Source organism: Methylorubrum extorquens (assembly GCF_024169925.1).
In the GTDB taxonomy this organism is placed as follows: domain Bacteria; phylum Pseudomonadota; class Alphaproteobacteria; order Rhizobiales; family Beijerinckiaceae; genus Methylobacterium; species Methylobacterium extorquens_A.
On sequence record NZ_JALJXF010000001.1, the window covers coordinates 1,935,301 to 1,953,816 of the forward strand.

Below are 18,516 nucleotides of genomic sequence, written 5' to 3' on the forward strand. Positions count from 1 at the left end.
AATATGGTGACGCGAAATCCACGCCTTTTGCGTGAGCCTCGTCCTAGAAACCGAATTAAGTGCTTGCACCCCAACGGATACCCCTATTGATCGGACAGTAGAAGATGAAGAACATCCAAATTATTGACCGCGCAAGCAACGCCACATTCAGCATTTTCCAAGCCACTGCCGAGGAATTCGTAGAGATTTTTCCCGACGGGCGAGATATGGAATTAGCGGAAGATCTTATCGAGCGGCTCGGCCAGGAGAAAGCAGCGCAAATCTTAGAGCCACTTTGGAATCGACCAATTTTGAAGAGCGAAATCATAGGACTGCATGGCACGCTCTTCTATGACAATGAGCACCGCCTCATCCCCTCTTCGAAGCGAGAAGTGGATTGGGATGATCACTCGATCAATCAAGCACAGCGCGAGCTATTTGCGCGCCATCGGAAATGACCGATTTTTGCCTTCAGCGGCCCGACGCGAAGTTCAGGCCAACTGGGCGCTAACCCTGAGTCTCTGACGTCATACATCTGGGCACTTGCCGCACACGCCACTGGCACATCCCGCGATTTCGTGTATGGTCCGCGCCGCCTCGACCCGGTTACCGGGCGGGGCTTGTGCCGCTTGCGGCTGACCGTGCTGGACGACATCCCGGCACCGGCCCGACCGCGAGTTTTTCAAAGGTGCCCTTCCCTCCCATGGGCGGCGCCTCCGACCAAACCTCCATCTGAAAGGCCTGCGATGTCGATCACGGCAGAGCGCAAGACCGCGCTCATCAAGGACTACGCCAAGGGCAACAAGGACACCGGCTCGCCGGAGGTCCAGATCGCCATCCTCACCGAGCGGATCACCAACCTGACCGCCCACTTCAAGACCCACGGCAAGGACAACCACTCCCGCCGCGGCCTCCTGAAGCTGGTCTCGCAGCGCCGCTCGCTGCTCGACTACCTGAAGCGCAAGGAAGAGGCGCGCTACCGCACCCTCATCGAGCGCCTCGGCATCCGCCGCTAAGGCCTGCCGAACCTTCGCGCGGTCCCCCACGGGGCCGCGTTTTCACAAGCCGCGCTTCGCACGAAGTGGACGCCTGTTCGGCGTCAGAGAGCGCGGCAGACCAAGAAGGACCGCTCGGGCATGGGGCCCGGCCGGTCCGATCCGGGCGGCTTGAAGGCGCAGGGCGCCAGGGCAGGATCGCGAGACGCTTCCTTAAGACGAAGCGTCTCGCCGTCTTGCCTCTGGCGGCGCCGGGCTCAGCCCACCGCATGTTTGAAGGCGAGAGACATATGTTCGACGTACAACGTGAAGAGCTGATCTGGGGCGACCGCAAGCTCGTCCTCGAGACCGGCAAGACCGCCCGTCAGGCGGACGGCTCCGTGGTCGCCACCTACGGCGAGACCACCGTGCTCGCCACCGTGGTCGCGGGCAAGGAGCCCAAGGCCGGCATCGACTTCCTGCCGCTCACCGTGAACTACCAGGAGCGCGCCTACGCCGCCGGCCGCATCCCCGGCGGCTACTTCAAGCGCGAAGGCCGTCCCTCCGAGAAGGAGACGCTGGTCTCCCGCCTGATCGACCGCCCGATCCGCCCGCTCTTCGTCGAGGGCTGGCGCAACGACACCCAGGTCGTCGTCACCGTCCTCTCCCACGATCTCGAGAACGATCCCGACATCGTCGCGATGGTCGCGGCCTCCGCCGCCCTCACCCTGTCGGGCGTGCCGTTCATGGGCCCGATCGGCGCGGCCCGCGTCGGCTACCTCAACGGCGGCTACAAGCTGAACCCGCTGGTGACGGAAGTCGCCGAATCGACCCTCGACCTCGTCGTCGCCGGCACCCAGGACGCCGTGCTGATGGTCGAGTCCGAGGCCAAGGAGCTCTCCGAGGACGTGATGCTCGGGGCCGTGATGTTCGGCCACAAGCACTTCCAGCCGGTGATCGAGGCGATCATCCGTCTGGCCGAGAAGGCCGCCAAGGAGCCGCGCGATTTCACCGCGCCGGAGAACGCTGACGTCGAGGCCGCCGTCCTCTCGGTCGCCGAGACCGAGCTGCGCGAGGCCTACAAGAAGACGGTCAAGCAGGAGCGCTACGCCGCCGTCGACGCCGTGAAGGCGAAGGTGGTCGCCGCGCTCTGCCCGGCCGAGGGCGAGCAGAAGTTCGCGCCCGAGAAGGTCAAGGCCGCCTTCAAGGAGGCCCAGTCGAAGGTGGTCCGCTGGAACATCCTCGACACCGGCTCGCGCATCGACGGCCGTGACGTGAAGACGGTCCGCTCGATCGTCTCCGAGGTCGGCGTGCTGCCCCGCGCCCACGGCTCGTCGCTGTTCACCCGCGGCGAGACCCAGGCGCTGGTCGTAGCGACCCTCGGCACCGGCGAGGACGAGCAGTTCATCGACGCGCTGGAGGGGACCTACAAGGAGCGCTTCCTGCTCCACTACAACTTCCCTCCCTATTCCGTTGGCGAGACCGGCCGCATGGGCTCCCCGGGCCGCCGCGAGATCGGCCACGGCAAACTCGCGTGGCGCGCGATCCGGCCCGTCCTGCCGCCGGCCCACGAGTTCCCGTACACGATCCGCGTGGTCTCCGAGATCACCGAGTCGAACGGCTCCTCCTCGATGGCCTCCGTCTGCGGCGGCTCGCTGTCGCTGATGGATGCGGGCGTGCCCCTGCGCCGTCCGGTCGCCGGCATCGCCATGGGTCTGATCCTCGAAGGTGAGCGCTTCGCGGTGCTCTCCGACATCCTCGGCGACGAGGATCACCTCGGCGACATGGACTTCAAGGTGGCCGGCTCGGAGGAGGGCATCACCTCCCTCCAGATGGACATCAAGATCGCCGGCATCACCGAGGAGATCATGAAGATCGCCCTCGCCCAGGCCAAGGACGGCCGCGCCCACATCCTGGGCGAGATGTCCAAGGCCCTGACCGCGGCCCGTCCCGAACTCGGCGAGTACGCGCCGCGCATCGAGACGATGCAGATCCCCACCGACAAGATCCGCGACGTGATCGGCACCGGCGGCAAGATCATCCGCGAGATCGTCGAGAAGACCGGCGCCAAGATCAACATCGAGGACACCGGCATCGTCAAGATCGCCTCCTCCGACGGCAAGGCGATCAAGGCGGCCTATAACTGGATCCGCTCCATCGTCGCCGAGCCCGAGGCCGGCACGATCTACGACGGCACGATCGTCAAGATCATGGAGTTCGGCGCCTTCGTGAACTTCTTCGGTGCAAAGGACGGCCTCGTCCACATCTCTGAGCTCGCCGCCCAGCGCGTCGCCAAGGTTGGCGACGTCGTGAAGGAGGGCCAGAAGGTCAAGGTGAAGTTCCTCGGCGCCGACGAGCGCGGCAAGATCCGCCTCTCGATGAAGGTCGTCGATCAGGAGACCGGCGAGGATCTCACCGAGAAGCTCAAGGCCGAGCGTGCGGAGCGCGGCGAGCCGGAGCGCGAGGAGCGCAGCGACCGCGGTGATCGTGGCGACCGTGGCGATCGCGGCCCCCGCCGCGACCGCGGCGAGCGCCGCCGGGAATCGTCGGGCGAGTAACCCCGTCCCACACGCCATATCGGACGCTTGAAGAGCGCGGTCCCTCCGGGGGCCGCGCTCTTTGCTTATGGCGCGGGCCCCTCGAACGAGATCCGGCCGCGCAAAAAAACGTCTCCGGCACAGCTTGGCCGCCTTGCGCAAAAGGACAGTGCCGATTGCTTATTTTCCATATGAAATCAGTAAATATGGAATAATTCGAACTTTGCCAAGCTGAGCCGGATTATGGCCAAGACTTCCCCGTCTATTCTAATAAAATAAGGGGGAAGTTTATGAGAAACGCTCGCAAGGGCCGTGCTGTGCTGCGGCCGATGCTGCTTGGCTCCGTCGCCTGTACAAGCATCGCTGCGGCTTTAATCCATCCGGCGCGGGCGCAAGTCACGGATATCAACACCGGCCTGCCGACCGCTCAGGCGGTCCATCCGCTTGCCGCATCCCCCTCGATCGGCGGCGTCACCCTCGATACGATCAGCGTCGCCGGTTCCGGGGCCGGGCGCGGCCTCGTCGTCGACAGCTCAGGCTCGCAGGTCGGCTATCTCGCCAAGCGCCTACGCTCCTCGACCAAGACCGACACGCCCTTGATCGACACGCCGCAGGCGATCTCGGTGGTGACGGAAGCGCAGATCCGCGACCAGAACGTGCAGAGCATCGGTGAGGCGCTGCGCTACGTCCCCGGCGTCGCCATCGCCCAGGGCGAGGGCCACCGCGACGAGATCCTGATCCGCGGCCAGCGCACGACGGCCGACTTCTTCGTGAACGGCATCCGCGACGACGCCCGCTACTTCCGCGACCTCTACAACACCCAGCGCATCGAGGTGCTGAAGGGCCCCAACGCGATGATCTTCGGCCGCGGCGGCGGCGGCGGCGTGGTCAACCGCGTGCTCAAGGAAGCCGACGGCGTGCCGATCCGCGAGGTGCTGGTGCAGGGCGGCCAGTTCTGGAACAAGCGCATGGCGCTCGATGTCGGCGACCGCGTCTCCGACACCGCCTTCTTCCGCCTCAACGGCGTGTTCGAGGACACCGGCACCTACCGCGACTTCATCGACGTGCGCCGCTACGGCGTGAACCCGACGATGACCTTCCTGCTCGGGCCGCAGACGACGCTGCGCCTTTCCTACGAGTACTTTTCCGACAACCGCATCGCCGACCGCGGCATCCCCTCGCAGTTCGGGCGCCCCTGGCGCTATCGCGAGAACACCAGCACGCTGTTCGGCGCGCCCTTCATCTCGAACGGTTTCGTCGATGCTCATATCGGCAACGCACAGCTCGACCACGTCTTCGAGAGCGGCGTCGTGATGCGCAGCCAGACGCGGATCGCCGACTACGCGAAGTACCATCAGAACGCCTACCCCAACAGTCCGGTCAGTGCCGACGAGACCTCGTTCGTGATGCGCGGCTACGGCAGCCAGACCGACCGCACGAATTACTTCAACCAGACCGACTTCACCTACAAGTTCAACACCGGCCCCCTCGCCCACACCGTGGTGGCCGGCCTGGAACTCGGCTTTCAGGAGGGGATCGACTTCCGGCGCGACTTCATCTGGAACTCGACCGGCACCCGCAACCTCGTCGTCAATCCCTTCGCGCCGACCACCACCGAGGGTGCAACCCTCCGGAATCTCGCCTCGGGCCGAAACAACACCTATCGGCTGGGCGTGTTCTCCGCCTTCGCCCAGGACCAGATCGAGATCGACGAGCATCTGCAGTTCATCGTCGGAGCACGCTTCGACCGCTTCGATTTTCAATCGCGCGACCGGCGTCCCGACGCCGCGACCGGGCTGCCTGCCCAACCGGACAGCCGCATCGACAATCTCGTCTCGCCACGGGTCGGCGTCGTGGTGAAGCCGCTGCCGAACCTCGCCTTCTACAGCAGCTATTCGGTGTCCTTCCTGCCGAGCGCGGGCGATCAGTTCCGCGTGCTGGACCCGACGACCGCTTTGTCCGCACCCGAGCGGTTCGAGAACGCGGAAATCGGCATGAAATACGAGATCACGCCGGCCTTGATCCTCACCGCCGCGCTGTTCAACCTCGATCGTGACAACCAGCCGATCCCCTCATCCACCGAAGCGGGCTTCTCAGCCGGCCCGGGCAAGACGAACACGCGGGGCGCCGAGATCGGCATCGCCGGCTACGCGACCGATTGGTGGCAGATCTCCGGCGGCTACGCCTATACCGAGCCGCGCATCGTCGCCGACCTCGATGACGACGGCGACGTGATCCGGGCCGGCAACCTCGTCGGCGGCGTTCCGCTCAACACCTTCAGCCTGTGGAACAAATTCGATATCGGCGACCGATTCTCCGTTGGCGTGGGCTACCTCTATCAGGACGCCAGCTTCGCATCGTCGGACAACTCGGTGCGCCTGCCGAGCTTCTCGCGCTTCGATGCCGGCGTGTTCTACGAGTTCAGCGAGAGCATGCGCGCTCAGGTCAACATCGAGAACCTGTTCGACCGGCGCTACGTCATCTCCGCGCACAACAACAACAACATCCTGCCCGGCGCGCCCCGGACCGTGCGCTTCCAGCTCATCGCGCGGTTCTGAGCAGCGGAGGGCGCCCGAGGCTTCCTCGCCCGCGCGCCCTCCCCTAACACCGGGGCGAGGCCCGCCGCGCGGGCACCTCGCCCCGGAGCCAAGCCATGTCCGACGATCTCGTCTTCTACACGAACCCGATGTCCCGCGGCCGGATCGTCCGCTGGATGCTGGAAGAGGTCGGCGCCCCCTACCGCACCGAGATCCTCGGCTACGGCACCTCGATGAAGGCGCCGACCTACCGGGCGATCAATCCGATGGGAAAGGTCCCCGCCCTCCGTCATGGCGAAACGGTGGTGACCGAGTGCCCTGCGATCCTCGCCTATCTCGCCGACGCCTTCCCGCAGGCCGGGCTCGCCCCCGAGCCGAGCCACCGCGACCGCGGCTCCTATTACCGCTGGCTGTTCTTCTGCGCCGGGCCACTCGAGGCAGCGGTGACGAACGGGGTGCTCAAGGTGAGCGTCCCCGACGACCCGCGCATGCAGGGCATGGTCGGCTACGGCAGCCTGGAGACGGCCCTCGACACGCTCGAAGGCGCCGTCTCCGGGGTGGAGTTTGTCGCGGGCGACCGGTTCAGCGCCGCCGACCTCTACGTCGCCTCGCATCTCGGCTGGGGCATGCAGTTCGGCACGATCCCGAAGCGCCCCGCCTTCGAGGCCTATGCCGGGCGCCACCTCGCGCGCGAGGCGGCAGTCCGCGCGCGCGACATCGACGACGGGCTTCTCGCCGATGCGCAGAAAGCGCCGTGAGTCCTGGCCGGGCGGAACGGCCCCGCCCGCCCCGCGTTCGCCCCGCGAAGCCGCAAGGGGCGGCGACAAGGAGCCATTTCCGTGAACGAGATGATCGAGGACATTTTCTCCGGCGAGCCGAACCTGAGCATGACCGAGCGCGCCGTCTCCGTCGCGCTGGGGCTCGGTATCGCCGCCGCGGCGGCCCAGCCCCGGCCGAACAAGTTCCTGAGCCTCGCCGCGCTGGTGGTGGGCGTCGGCCTCGCCGTGCGCGGCGCCACCGGTCATTGCGCCGTCAAGGCAGTGGCGGGCGGCGGCCGCGACCTCACCGCCTGATCGTTCTCGAAAAGGAACCTGCCCCTCGGTGATCCCGAACGATCGCCGGGGTGCCAAGTCCGGACAGCGAGCCCAAAGAGAAAAGGGGCGCCCCTCGCAGGGCGCCCCTTTTCCGGTCGTGGTGTGCGTGTCGGCTCGTCAGAGCGAGCGGCTGCTGGTCCGGCCGGCGATGAAGCCGTAGATCCCCAGGACGACGCAGGCGCCGACGATCGAGCCGATGAACCGCGCGCCCTCGTTGGGGCCGTACCAACCGACCGCCTGACCAATGAAGGTCGCGACGAAGGCGCCGACGATGCCGAGGATCGTCGTCAGGATGAAGCCGGACGGCTCCTTGTCACCGGGCATGATGAACTTGGCGATGACGCCGGCCACGAAGCCGATAATGATGGTCCAGAGAATTTCCATGTGGTCCCAACCCCGAAAGTCGTCGTCGATCTGAAGTTCCGGCCGGAAGACTTGGCCGTATTCGCATGACAAACGCGCGAGCGACGACGCCGGTTGCCTTGGGAAATGCAGGACCGCCCAAAAAATCCGGGCCTGCGCGATCGGCCATTCCTCCGGCATTCCGGGGTGCCGCTCGAACCCCTTTACGGGGAGCCGCTCCGAGCGGCAGAAGGGGTCGTTTCCTTCACGAATCGAGACCGGCGACCCTACGATGACCATCGAACGCTACGAGACCGGCCCGCGCATGTCCCAGGCGGTCGCCCATGGCGACCTCGTATTCCTGGCGGGTCAGGTCGCCGCCGACGTGGTCGGCACCGGCGTCACCGCGCAGACGCAGCAGATCCTCGAACAGATCGACCGGCTGCTGATGGCGGCGGGCAGCGACAAGGCCCGCATCCTCACGGCGACCGTCTATCTCGCCGATATGGGGGGCTTTGCCGAGATGAACGCCGCCTGGGACGCCTGGGTCGACAAGGGAAATCCGCCCGCCCGCGCCACCGTCGAGGCGCGGCTCGCCGGGCCGGAATACCTCGTCGAGATCGTCGTCACCGCCGTCCGGGGCAAATCGTGATCCGGCGGCTCCTGCTGGGAGGGCTCGCCGCCCTCCCCCTCCTCCTCTGCGCGACCGGCGGGGTGCGGGCCGAGGAGCGGGTCGTCAACATCTATAACTGGTCGGACTACATCGACCCGAAGGTGCTCGACGACTTCACCAAGGAGACGGGGATCAAGGTCGTCTACGACACCTACGACAACAACGAGATCTTGGAAACGAAGCTCCTGGCCGGCAAGTCCGGCTACGACATCGTCGTCCCCTCCGGCCCCTTCCTTCAGCGCCTGATCAAGGCGGGCGTGTTCCTGCCGCTCGACAAGGCGAAGATCCCGAACCTCAAACACGCTTGGCCCGAGATCAGCACCCGGCTTCAGGCCTATGATCCGGGCAACGCGTTCGCCGTCGATTACATGTGGGGCACCACCGGCATCGGCGTGAACGTATCGGCCGTGCGCGAGCGGCTCGGCACCAACGCCCCGCTCAACAGCTGGAGCCTCGTGCTCAATCCCGGCTCGATGGCGAAGCTGAAGGATTGCGGCGTCATGCTCCTCGATTCCCCCGAGGACCTGATTCCCTCGATCCTGCCCTTCTACGGCTTCAAGTCGGATTCGAAGCGCTGGGACGACATCACCACCGTGACCGACGCGCTCTACAAGGTCCGCGGCGCGGTGCGGAAGTTCCACTCCTCGGAGTACGTCAACGGGCTTGCCAACGGCGACGTCTGCCTCGCGGTCGGCTATTCCGGTGACGTGATGCAGGCCAAGAAGCGCGCCGAGGAATCGAAGAACGGCATCGAGATCGCCTACTTCATCCCGAAGGAAGGCGCGCTGATGTGGTTCGACGCCTTCGCGATCCCGAAGGATGCCGCCCACCCGGCAGAGGCGCACGCCTTCATCGACTACATGATGCGCCCCGAAGTGGCGGCGGCCAACACCAACTTCGTCTCCTTCGCCAACGGCAACCTCGCCGCGCGCAAGCTCGTGAAGCCGGAGCTTCTCAACAATCCGGGCATCTACCCGGACGAGACGACGATGCAGCGGCTCTCGGTCAACACCGCCTGGAACGACTCGACCCAGCGCTTCGTCACACGGAGTTGGACGCGGGTGCGCACCGGCCGCTGAGTTTCTTACCGAACGCCTCCCAAGACGCAAAAAAGCCCCGGCTCGCGAGAGCCGGGGCTTTTTCATGATTCATCCGCCCCGTCCGTGAAGCCGGACGGGGCGGTTTCGAGAGGGCCTTACTCGGCCGCGGCCGGGGGCAGCTCGCTGAGTTCGGCGGCGTTGGCCGCGTTCTCGGCGGAGCGCTGCTGAAGGATCAGGTTGTCGCGGCGGCGCGCGATGGAGCGGATATCCGCCGCGAGCGAGCCGGTGCCGGCCGGGATGAGCGAGCCGACGATGACGTTCTCCTTCAGGCCGTCCAGGGTATCGACCTTGCCGTTGACGGCCGCCTCCGTGAGGACGCGGGTGGTCTCCTGGAACGAGGCCGCCGAGATGAACGACTTCGTCTGCAGCGACGCCTTGGTGATGCCGAGCAGGACGGGCACGCCCTGGATCGGCTTCTTGCCCTCGGCGAGGAGCTTCTCGTTGAAATCGGCCAGTTCGGTGCGGTCGATCTGATCGCCCGTGAGGATGTCGGAGTCGCCGCCATCGGTGATTTCCACCTTCTGCAGCATCTGCCGGACGATGACCTCGATGTGCTTGTCGTTGATCGACACGCCCTGGAGCCGGTAGACCTCCTGGATCTCGTTGACGAGGTAGGCAGCAAGCTCCTCCACGCCCTTGATCGCCAGAATGTCGTGCGGCGCCGGGTTGCCGTCGACGATGTAGTCGCCGAGTTCGACCACGTCCCCGTCCTGCAAGTGGATGTGCTTGCCCTTCGGGATCAGGTACTCGACGGCATCGGAGCCGTCGTGCGGCGTCAGCGTCAGGCGACGCTTGTTCTTGTAGTCGCGGCCGAAGGCGATCGAGCCGGACTTCTCGGCGATGATCGCCGCATCCTTCGGACGACGCGCCTCGAACAGCTCCGCCACCCGCGGCAGACCGCCGGTGATGTCGCGGGTCTTGGCCGAGTCCGTGGAGACACGGGCGAGCACGTCGCCGGCGCGCACCTTCGCACCCGGATCGAGACCGATGATGGCATCGACCGGCAGGTAGTAGCGGGCGTCCGAACCACGGGCCAGCTTCACCGGCTTGCCGTCATGATCCAGCACGAGCATGGCCGGCTTCAGGTCGGAGGTGCGGGACGATCCGCGCCAATCGATGACGACGCGCTTGGCGATGCCGGTCGACTCGTCGGTGGTCTCGGTGATGGACTGGCCATCATAGAGATCCTCGTAGCCGACGATGCCGTCCACCTCGGCGACGATCGGACGGGTGTAGGGATCCCACTCGGCGATCCGCTGGCCGCGCTTGATCGTGTCGCCTTCGTCGACGCGCACACGGGCACCGTATTGCAGGCGGTGCACCGCCCGCTCGGCGCCGTCCGGCCCGACGATCACCACCGCGACCGAACGGCCGGTGGCGATGAGGTCGCCGTCGGAGTTCTTGGCCAGCGACCGGTTGCGGATGCGGATCGTGCCCTCGAAGCTCGACTCGACGAAGGACGAATCCGCGATCTGCGCCGCGCCGCCGATGTGGAAGGTACGCATGGTGAGCTGGGTGCCCGGCTCGCCGATCGACTGCGCCGCGATGACGCCGACGGCCTCGCCCATGTTGACGGGCGTGCCGCGGGCCAGATCGCGCCCGTAGCAGGTGGCGCAGACGCCGCTCTTGGTCTGGCAGACCAGCACCGAGCGGATCTTCACCTCCTGGATGCCGGCGGCGTTGATCGCCGGCAGGTGACGCTCCTCGATCGTCTCGTTCGTCTTGACGATGACGGTGCCGTCCTGCGCCACCAGATCCTCGGCCGTGGCGCGGCCCAGGATACGGATGGAGAGCGGGGCGACGACTTGGCCGGCATCGATGATGGCGCGCATCTTGATGCCGTTGGTGGTGCCGCAATCGACCTCGCGGATGACCGCGTCCTGCGCCACGTCGACGAGACGACGCGTCAGGTAGCCCGAGTTCGCGGTCTTCAACGCCGTGTCCGCGAGACCCTTACGGGCGCCGTGGGTGGAGTTGAAGTACTCGAGAACGTCGAGGCCTTCCTTGAAGTTCGAGATGATCGGCGTCTCGATGATCTCGCCCGACGGCTTGGCCATGAGGCCGCGCATCGCCGCGAGCTGCTTCATCTGCGCGGGCGAACCACGGGCGCCCGAGTGGCTCATCATGTAGATCGAGTTGACCTGTTTGTCGGCCCCGTTCTCGTCCTTCTGGACGGCGGAGATCCGGCCCATCATCTCGGCGGCGAGCTTGTCCGAGCACTTGGCCCAAGCATCGACGACCTTGTTGTACTTCTCGCCCTGGGTGATCAGGCCGTCGTTGTACTGCTGCTCGTAATCCTTCACGAGCGTGCGGGTGTCGTCGACGATCGACCACTTGTTCTCCGGCACGACCATGTCGTCCTTGCCGAACGAGATGCCGGCCTTGAACGCGTGGCTGAAGCCGAGCGCCATGATGCGGTCGCAGAAGATCACCGACTCCTTCTGACCGCAGTGGCGGTAGACGGTGTCGATCATCGCCGAGATCTCCTTCTTCGTCATCAGCTTGTTGACGACGTCGAAAGGCACCTTCGGGTGCATCGGCAGCACGCCGGACAGGATCACGCGGCCCGGCGTGGTGTCGTAGATGCGGGACACGGGCTCGCCATCGGGGCCGAGGCCGCGCCAGCGCCACTTGATCTTCGAGTGCAGCGACACGGACTTGGCCGCGAGCGCGTGCTCGAGCTGACCGATATCGCCGAACACGCCCTGCATCGGGTTGTTCTTGTCGTCGGGCTTGTGCTCGCCGACCGAGCCGTCGGCGACGATTGAGAGGTAGTAGAGGCCGAGGACGATGTCCTGGCTCGGCACGATGATCGGCTGACCGTTGGCCGGGTGCAGGATGTTGTTGGTCGACATCATCAGGACGCGCGCTTCCAACTGAGCCTCGAGGCTCAGGGGGACGTGCACGGCCATCTGGTCGCCGTCGAAGTCGGCGTTGAACGCGGCGCAGACCAGCGGGTGAAGCTGGATCGCCTTACCCTCGATCAGCTTCGGCTCGAACGCCTGGATGCCGAGGCGGTGCAGCGTCGGCGCGCGGTTGAGCATGACGGGATGCTCGCGGATGACCTCATCAAGGATATCCCAGACCTCGGGCTTCTCCTTCTCGACGAGTTTTTTTGCTTGTTTGACGGTCGCGGAAAAGCCCTTCGCGTCCAATCGCGCGTAGATGAAGGGCTTGAACAGTTCCAGCGCCATCTTCTTCGGCAGGCCGCACTGGTGCAGCTTCAGCTCGGGGCCGACCACGATGACCGAACGGCCCGAGTAATCGACGCGCTTGCCGAGCAGGTTCTGGCGGAAGCGGCCCTGCTTGCCCTTCAGCATGTCGGCGAGCGACTTCAGCGGACGCTTGTTGGCACCCGTGATGACGCGGCCGCGGCGGCCGTTGTCGAACAGCGCATCGACCGCTTCCTGAAGCATGCGCTTCTCGTTGCGGATGATGATGTCCGGCGCGCGCAGCTCGATCAGCCGCTTGAGGCGGTTGTTGCGGTTGATGACGCGGCGATAGAGGTCGTTGAGGTCGGACGTGGCGAAGCGGCCGCCGTCCAGCGGGACCAGCGGGCGCAGGTCCGGCGGGATGACGGGCACGACCGTCAGGATCATCCACTCGGGCTTGTTGCCGGACAGCTGGAACGCCTCGATGATCTTGAGGCGCTTCATCAGCTTCTTGGGCTTCAGCTCGGAGGTCGTCGTCGCGATCTCCTCCTTGAGCGACGTCGCGATGCCTTCGAGGTCGAGCTCCATCAGGATACGCCGGATCGCCTCGGCGCCGATCATCGCCGTGAACGAATCCTCGCCGTACTCCTCCTGCGCGCGCAGGTACTCTTCCTCCGAGAGGAGCTGACGCTCCTTGAGGGGGGTGAGGCCCGGCTCGATGACGACGTAGGACTCGAAGTACAGGATCCGCTCAAGGTCCTTGAGCGCCATGTCGAGCAGCAGGCCGATGCGGCTCGGAAGCGACTTCAGGAACCAGATGTGGGCGACGGGAGCGGCCAGCTCGATATGGCCCATGCGGTCGCGGCGGACGCGCGCGAGGGTGACCTCGACGCCGCACTTCTCGCAGATGACGCCCTTGTACTTCATGCGCTTGTACTTGCCGCACAAGCACTCGTAATCCTTGATCGGCCCGAAGATGCGCGCGCAGAACAGGCCGTCACGCTCGGGCTTGAAGGTACGATAGTTGATCGTCTCGGGCTTCTTGATCTCGCCGTAGGACCAAGACAGAATTTTCTCGGGCGACGAGATCGAGATCTTGATCTGGTCGAAGCTCTGCGGCTGGGCCTGCTGATTGAAAAGGTTCATGACCTCTTGGTTCATGATCCGCTCCTTGCTCGCCGGCTGCCCCGCGCCTGGGCAGTCACGGCTTGATCCTCATGGCGCCGCGCTCGTCCGGAGCGCCGCTGGCCGTCGTCATGCGTCGGAAGGCCCTGCCCCTTCCTGCTCGACCGCGGCGATGCCTCGGGAAAGGCACCGCCGCGGGAGGTGATGGCGGTCGTTACTCGGCGGCGTCGGCCGGCGGCTCGATCTGGTCGTTGGCCGCCTGCTGCTGCTTGGAGGAGGTGAGCTCGACGTTGAGGCCGAGCGAGCGCATCTCCTTGACGAGCACGTTGAAGGATTCGGGGATGCCGGCCTCGAACGTGTCGTCGCCGCGGACGATCGCCTCGTAGACCTTGGTGCGGCCGGCCACGTCGTCCGACTTCACCGTGAGCATCTCCTGCAGCGTGTAGGCCGCGCCGTAGGCCTCCAGCGCCCAGACCTCCATCTCACCGAAGCGCTGGCCGCCGAACTGCGCCTTGCCGCCCAGCGGCTGCTGGGTGACGAGCGAGTACGGGCCGATCGAGCGCGCGTGGATCTTGTCGTCCACGAGGTGGTGCAGCTTCAGCATGTAGATGTAGCCCATGGTGACCTTACGGTCGAAGGGCTCGCCGGTGCGACCGTCGTAGAGGGTCGACTGCGCCGAGCGGTCGAGCCCGGCCATCTCCAGCATCGTCTCGATGTCGGCTTCCTTGGCGCCGTTGAACACCGGTGTCGCCATCGGCACGCCGCGGCGGACATTGTTGCCGGCCTCCGCCAGAGCCTCGTCGGACAGCCCTTCGAGTTCGGACGGGGAGTAGATCGCTTCCATCTCGGTCCGCAGCGGCGCGATGTCCTGCGTCTTCAGATAGGCATCGACCGCCTTGGAGACCTTGCGACCCAAGCCCGCAGCCGCCCAGCCCAGATGGGTTTCCAGGATCTGGCCGACGTTCATGCGCGAGGGCACGCCGAGCGGGTTGAGCACGATGTCGGCATGCGTGCCGTCTTCGAGGAACGGCATGTCCTCGATCGGCACGATGCGCGACACGACACCCTTGTTGCCGTGGCGGCCGGCCATCTTGTCGCCGGGCTGGATCTTGCGCTTCACCGCCACGAAGACCTTGACCATCTTCATGACGCCGGGCGGAAGCTCGTCGCCGCGCTGCAGCTTCTCGACCTTGTCGAGGAAGCGCTGCTCGAGGCGCTTCTTCGACTCGTCGTACTGCTTCTGCATCGCCTCGACTTCCGTCATCAGACGGTCGTCGACGACGGCGAACTGCCACCATTGCGAGCGGGGATACTCGCTGATGCTCTCGCGGGTCAGCGTGGTGTCCTTGCGGAAGCCCTTCGGGCCGGCGATCGGCGACTGACCGATCAGCACCTCGGCGAGACGCGCATAGGTGTTGCGGTCGAGGATGGTCTGCTCGTCGTCGCGGTCCTTGGCGAGACGCTCGATCTCCTCGCGCTCGATGGCTTGCGCGCGCTCGTCCTTGTCGACGCCGTGGCGGTTGAACACCCGCACCTCGACGATCGTGCCGGTCACGCCCGGGGGAACCCGGAGCGAGGTGTCGCGCACGTCGGACGCCTTCTCGCCGAAGATGGCGCGCAGGAGCTTTTCCTCCGGCGTCATCGGGCTCTCGCCCTTCGGCGTGATCTTGCCGACGAGGATGTCGCCGGCATGCACCTCGGCGCCGATATAGACGATGCCGGCCTCGTCGAGGTTCTTGAGCGCCTCTTCCGAGACGTTCGGGATGTCGCGGGTGATTTCCTCCGGACCCAGCTTGGTGTCGCGGGCCATCACCTCGAATTCCTCGATGTGGATCGAGGTGAACACGTCATCCTTCACGATCCGCTCGGAGAGCAGGATCGAGTCCTCGAAGTTGTAGCCGTTCCACGGCATGAACGCGACGAGCACGTTGCGGCCGAGCGCGAGTTCGCCGAACTCGGTCGAGGGACCGTCGGCGATGATCTCGCCCTTCTTCACCGGCTCGCCGACGCGCACCAGCGGCTTCTGCGTGATGCAGGTCGACTGGTTGGAGCGCTGGAACTTCTGCAGGCGGTAGATGTCGACGCCGGGCTTGGTCGGGTCGGTCTCCTCCGAGGCGCGGATGACGATACGGGTGGCGTCCACCTGATCGACGATGCCGGAGCGGCGCGCGGCGATGGCGGCGCCGGAATCGCGGGCGACCACGGCCTCCATGCCGGTGCCGACGAAGGGCGCGTCGGCGCGAACCAGCGGCACCGCCTGGCGCTGCATGTTCGAGCCCATCAGGGCGCGGTTGGCGTCGTCGTTCTCGAGGAACGGGATCAGCGCCGCGGCGACCGAGACGAGCTGCTTGGGGGACACGTCCATGAGATCCACGCGGTCGGGGGCGACCACGATGACCTCACCCGCGCGGCGGCAGACCACGAGGTCGTCCGTCAGCTTGCGGCCCTCGTCCATGCCGGCATTGGCCTGGGCGACATAGTACTTCGCCTCTTCCATGGCCGACAGGTAGGCGACCTCGTCGGTCACCACGCCGTCCTTCACCCGGCGGAACGGCGTCTCGATGAAGCCGTACTTGTTCACGCGGGCGAAGGTCGCGAGCGAGTTGATGAGGCCGATGTTCGGGCCTTCCGGCGTCTCGATCGGGCAGATGCGGCCGTAATGGGTCGGGTGCACGTCGCGCACCTCGAAGCCGGCGCGCTCGCGGGTCAGACCGCCCGGGCCAAGCGCCGAGAGGCGGCGCTTGTGCGTCACTTCCGAGAGCGGGTTTGTCTGGTCCATGAACTGCGAGAGCTGCGACGAGCCGAAGAACTCGCGCACCGCGGCCGCGGCAGGCTTCGCGTTGATGAGATCTTGCGGCATCACCGTGTCGATATCGACCGAGGACATGCGCTCCTTGATGGCGCGCTCCATCCGCAGGAGGCCCAGACGGTACTGGTTCTCCATCAACTCGCCGACCGAGCGGACACGGCGGTTGCCGAGGTGGTCGATGTCGTCGATCTCGCCCTTGCCGTCGCGGAGATCCACGAGCGCCTTGACGACCGCGAGCATGTCCTCACGGCGCAGCGTCCGCACGGTGTCGGCGGCGTCGAGGTCGAGGCGCATGTTCATCTTCACGCGGCCGACCGCCGAGAGGTCGTAGCGCTCCGAATCGAAGAACAGCGAGTGGAACATCGCCTCGGCGGTGTCGAGCGTCGGCGGCTCGCCGGGACGCATGACCCGGTAGATGTCGAACAGCGCACCCTCGCGGGCCGAGTTCTTGTCCACGGCCAGCGTGTTGCGGATGTAGGGACCGACATTGACGTGGTCGATGTCGAGCACGGGGATCTCGGTGACGCCGACGTCGTCGAGCGCCTTGAGCATCTTCTCCGAGATCTCGTCGCCGGCTTCGGCCCAGATCTCGCCGGTCTTCATGTTGACGAGGTCTTCGGCGATATACTGACCGATCAGATCCTCGTCCGCGGCGCGCAGGAACTTGGTGCCCTTCTCGCCGATCAGACGCGCGTTGCGGGCGTTGAGCTTCTTGCCCGCCTCCAGCACGACCTCGCCGGAATCGGCGTCGACGAGATCGACCGAGGCCTTGAAGCCCTTGAGACGCTCGGCGTCGAACGGCACGCGCCAATCCGCCCCGTCACGCTGGTAGGCGACGCGGTTGTAGAAGGTGGAAAGGATCTCTTCGCCGTCGAGGCCGAGCGCGAACAGCAGCGAGGTGACCGGCAGCTTGCGCTTGCGGTCGATCCGCACGTGCACGATGTCCTTGGCGTCGAACTCGACGTCGAGCCAGGAGCCGCGATACGGAATGATGCGGGCGGCGAACAGCAGTTTGCCGGAAGAGTGCGTCTTGCCCTTGTCGTGGTCGAAGAACACGCCCGGCGAGCGGTGCATCTGCGAGACGATGACGCGCTCGGTCCCGTTGACGATGAAGGTGCCGTTATCCGTCATGAGCGGCATGTCGCCCATGTAGACATCCTGCTCCTTGATGTCCTTGACGGACTTGGCGCCGGTATCGGGGTCCACATCGAACACGATGAGGCGCAGCGTCACCTTGAGCGGGGCCGCGAAGGTAATGCCGCGCTGGCGGCACTCATCGACGTCGTATTTCGGCTGCTCGAAGGTGTAACGCACGAACTCGAGCAGCGCCGTCGAGGCGAAGTCGGAGATCGGGAAGACCGACTTGAAGACGCTCTGCAGGCCCTCGTCGGTCCGCCCGCCCTCGGGCTCGTCCACCATCAGGAACTGGTCGTAGGACGCCTTTTGAACCTCGATGAGGTTCGGCATCTCGGCGACTTCCCGGATCTTACCGAAGAACTTGCGAATGCGCTTGCGACCGACCAGCGTATTGGCCATGAGACCTCGCTCCACCACCTCAGCGTAGGGTGCCCGGGGAAGGCGGACCGCCTCCCATCACCGGGCCCGAAGGGCCGTCCCGCCGGACGATCAGCCCACCCGAACCGAATTCGTCTTCGTTCGCCGCCCACTCCTGCCCTCAGGAACGACGGCCGCCCGAAGCAGCGTTAGCCCGCGAGCCGGAGCCCGCGGGCGTTTGGCCGGCGCAGCTCCTAAGGAGCGTGCGCCGGATGCGATGGGCCGGTACCGGCCCATCGACGGATTACTTGAGCTCGACCTTGGCGCCGGCCTTCTCGAGCTGGGCCTTGAGCTTCTCGGCCTCGTCCTTGGTCGCGCCTTCCTTGACGGGCTTGGGCGCGCCCTCGACGAGGTCCTTGGCTTCCTTGAGGCCGAGGCCGGTGATCGCGCGGACCTCCTTGATGACCTCGATCTTCTTGTCGCCGGCGGAGGCGAGCACGACCGTGAACTCGGTCTGCTCTTCGACGGCGGCAGCGCCAGCACCGGCGGCCGGGCCAGCGGCGACGGCGACGGCGGCGGCAGCCGAGACGCCCCACTTCTCTTCGAGGAGCTTGGCGAGCTCGGCGGCCTCGAGAACGGTCAGCGAGGAGAGGTCCTCGACGATCTTGGCGAGATCAGCCATGTGCGTGTTCCTTTGGTG

General features: G+C 65.8%; 12 protein-coding genes. 8 read left to right on the forward strand and 4 right to left on the reverse strand.

Going from position 1 to position 18,516, the window contains the following annotated elements:
• Positions 1-104 precede the first annotated feature (104 nt).
• From J2W78_RS09140 to J2W78_RS09165, 6 genes are all read left to right on the forward strand, one after another.
• Positions 105-437 (forward strand): hypothetical protein, encoded by a 333-nt coding sequence (locus J2W78_RS09140; RefSeq protein WP_253369929.1) that lies wholly within the window; start codon positions 105-107, stop codon positions 435-437.
• A gap of 288 nt (positions 438-725) precedes the next feature.
• The gene (gene rpsO / locus J2W78_RS09145; RefSeq protein WP_003597553.1) at positions 726-995 is read left to right on the forward strand and encodes a 30S ribosomal protein S15; all 270 of its coding nucleotides are present in this window, start codon (positions 726-728) and stop codon (positions 993-995) included.
• A 269-nt stretch (positions 996-1,264) separates the two neighbouring features.
• A complete protein-coding gene (gene pnp, locus J2W78_RS09150) occupies positions 1,265-3,511 on the forward strand; it encodes a polyribonucleotide nucleotidyltransferase (protein WP_253369931.1) in 2,247 nt (748 codons plus the stop codon).
• Between the two features lie 269 nt (positions 3,512-3,780).
• Positions 3,781-6,048, forward strand: coding sequence for a TonB-dependent receptor (locus J2W78_RS09155; protein WP_253369933.1), 2,268 nt, complete (start codon positions 3,781-3,783; stop codon positions 6,046-6,048).
• A 95-nt stretch (positions 6,049-6,143) separates the two neighbouring features.
• Positions 6,144-6,785, forward strand: a complete 642-nt coding sequence (locus tag J2W78_RS09160; protein WP_253369935.1) for a glutathione S-transferase family protein — start codon at positions 6,144-6,146, stop codon at positions 6,783-6,785.
• A gap of 90 nt (positions 6,786-6,875) precedes the next feature.
• Entirely contained in the window at positions 6,876-7,100 is a 225-nt protein-coding gene (locus J2W78_RS09165) for a YgaP-like transmembrane domain (RefSeq protein ID WP_301288765.1), read from the forward strand.
• A 138-nt stretch (positions 7,101-7,238) separates the two neighbouring features.
• Here the strand turns inward: J2W78_RS09165 and J2W78_RS09170 are convergent, their stop codons facing one another.
• Positions 7,239-7,505 carry a GlsB/YeaQ/YmgE family stress response membrane protein gene (locus tag J2W78_RS09170; RefSeq protein WP_253369937.1) on the reverse strand — a complete coding sequence of 89 codons (267 nt, stop codon included), beginning with the start codon at positions 7,503-7,505 and terminating at the stop codon, positions 7,239-7,241.
• 250 nt (positions 7,506-7,755) lie between these two features.
• Here J2W78_RS09170 and J2W78_RS09175 point away from each other — a divergent pair, with 250 nt between their 5' ends.
• Positions 7,756-8,115: a RidA family protein gene (locus J2W78_RS09175; protein WP_253369938.1), complete on the forward strand. Its 360-nt coding sequence runs from the start codon at positions 7,756-7,758 to the stop codon at positions 8,113-8,115.
• On the forward strand, positions 8,109-9,215 hold the full coding sequence (locus J2W78_RS09180; RefSeq protein WP_437178562.1) for a polyamine ABC transporter substrate-binding protein: 1,107 nt from the start codon (positions 8,109-8,111) through the stop codon (positions 9,213-9,215). The genes J2W78_RS09175 and J2W78_RS09180 overlap by 7 nt, the downstream gene beginning before the upstream one ends.
• 116 nt (positions 9,216-9,331) lie before the next feature.
• Here the strand turns inward: J2W78_RS09180 and rpoC are convergent, their stop codons facing one another.
• From rpoC to rplL, 3 genes are all read right to left on the reverse strand, one after another.
• Complete coding sequence (gene rpoC / locus J2W78_RS09185; protein ID WP_253369942.1) at positions 9,332-13,549, reverse strand: DNA-directed RNA polymerase subunit beta'; 4,218 nt, start codon at positions 13,547-13,549, stop codon at positions 9,332-9,334.
• Between the two features lie 178 nt (positions 13,550-13,727).
• Positions 13,728-17,858, reverse strand: a complete 4,131-nt coding sequence (rpoB, locus tag J2W78_RS09190) for a DNA-directed RNA polymerase subunit beta (RefSeq protein ID WP_253369944.1) — start codon at positions 17,856-17,858, stop codon at positions 13,728-13,730.
• 262 nt (positions 17,859-18,120) lie between these two features.
• Positions 18,121-18,498 (reverse strand): 50S ribosomal protein L7/L12, encoded by a 378-nt coding sequence (rplL, locus tag J2W78_RS09195; RefSeq protein WP_003597539.1) that lies wholly within the window; start codon positions 18,496-18,498, stop codon positions 18,121-18,123.
• Positions 18,499-18,516 lie beyond the last annotated feature (18 nt).

Excerpts from the sequence above, each read along its gene's own strand:
- J2W78_RS09155 (WP_253369933.1), top strand. The coding sequence starts at position 3,781 with ATGAGAAACGCTCGCAAGGGCCGTGCTGTGCTGCGGCCGATGCTGCTT.
- rpoC (WP_253369942.1), bottom strand. The coding sequence starts at position 13,549 with ATGAACCAAGAGGTCATGAACCTTTTCAATCAGCAGGCCCAGCCGCAG.
- J2W78_RS09165 (WP_301288765.1), top strand. The coding sequence starts at position 6,876 with ATGATCGAGGACATTTTCTCCGGCGAGCCGAACCTGAGCATGACCGAG.
- pnp (WP_253369931.1), top strand. The coding sequence starts at position 1,265 with ATGTTCGACGTACAACGTGAAGAGCTGATCTGGGGCGACCGCAAGCTC.
- J2W78_RS09140 (WP_253369929.1), top strand. The coding sequence starts at position 105 with ATGAAGAACATCCAAATTATTGACCGCGCAAGCAACGCCACATTCAGC.
- rpoB (WP_253369944.1), bottom strand. The coding sequence starts at position 17,858 with ATGGCCAATACGCTGGTCGGTCGCAAGCGCATTCGCAAGTTCTTCGGT.
- J2W78_RS09175 (WP_253369938.1), top strand. The coding sequence starts at position 7,756 with ATGACCATCGAACGCTACGAGACCGGCCCGCGCATGTCCCAGGCGGTC.
- rpsO (WP_003597553.1), top strand. The coding sequence starts at position 726 with ATGTCGATCACGGCAGAGCGCAAGACCGCGCTCATCAAGGACTACGCC.
- rplL (WP_003597539.1), bottom strand. The coding sequence starts at position 18,498 with ATGGCTGATCTCGCCAAGATCGTCGAGGACCTCTCCTCGCTGACCGTT.
- J2W78_RS09170 (WP_253369937.1), bottom strand. The coding sequence starts at position 7,505 with ATGGAAATTCTCTGGACCATCATTATCGGCTTCGTGGCCGGCGTCATC.
- J2W78_RS09160 (WP_253369935.1), top strand. The coding sequence starts at position 6,144 with ATGTCCGACGATCTCGTCTTCTACACGAACCCGATGTCCCGCGGCCGG.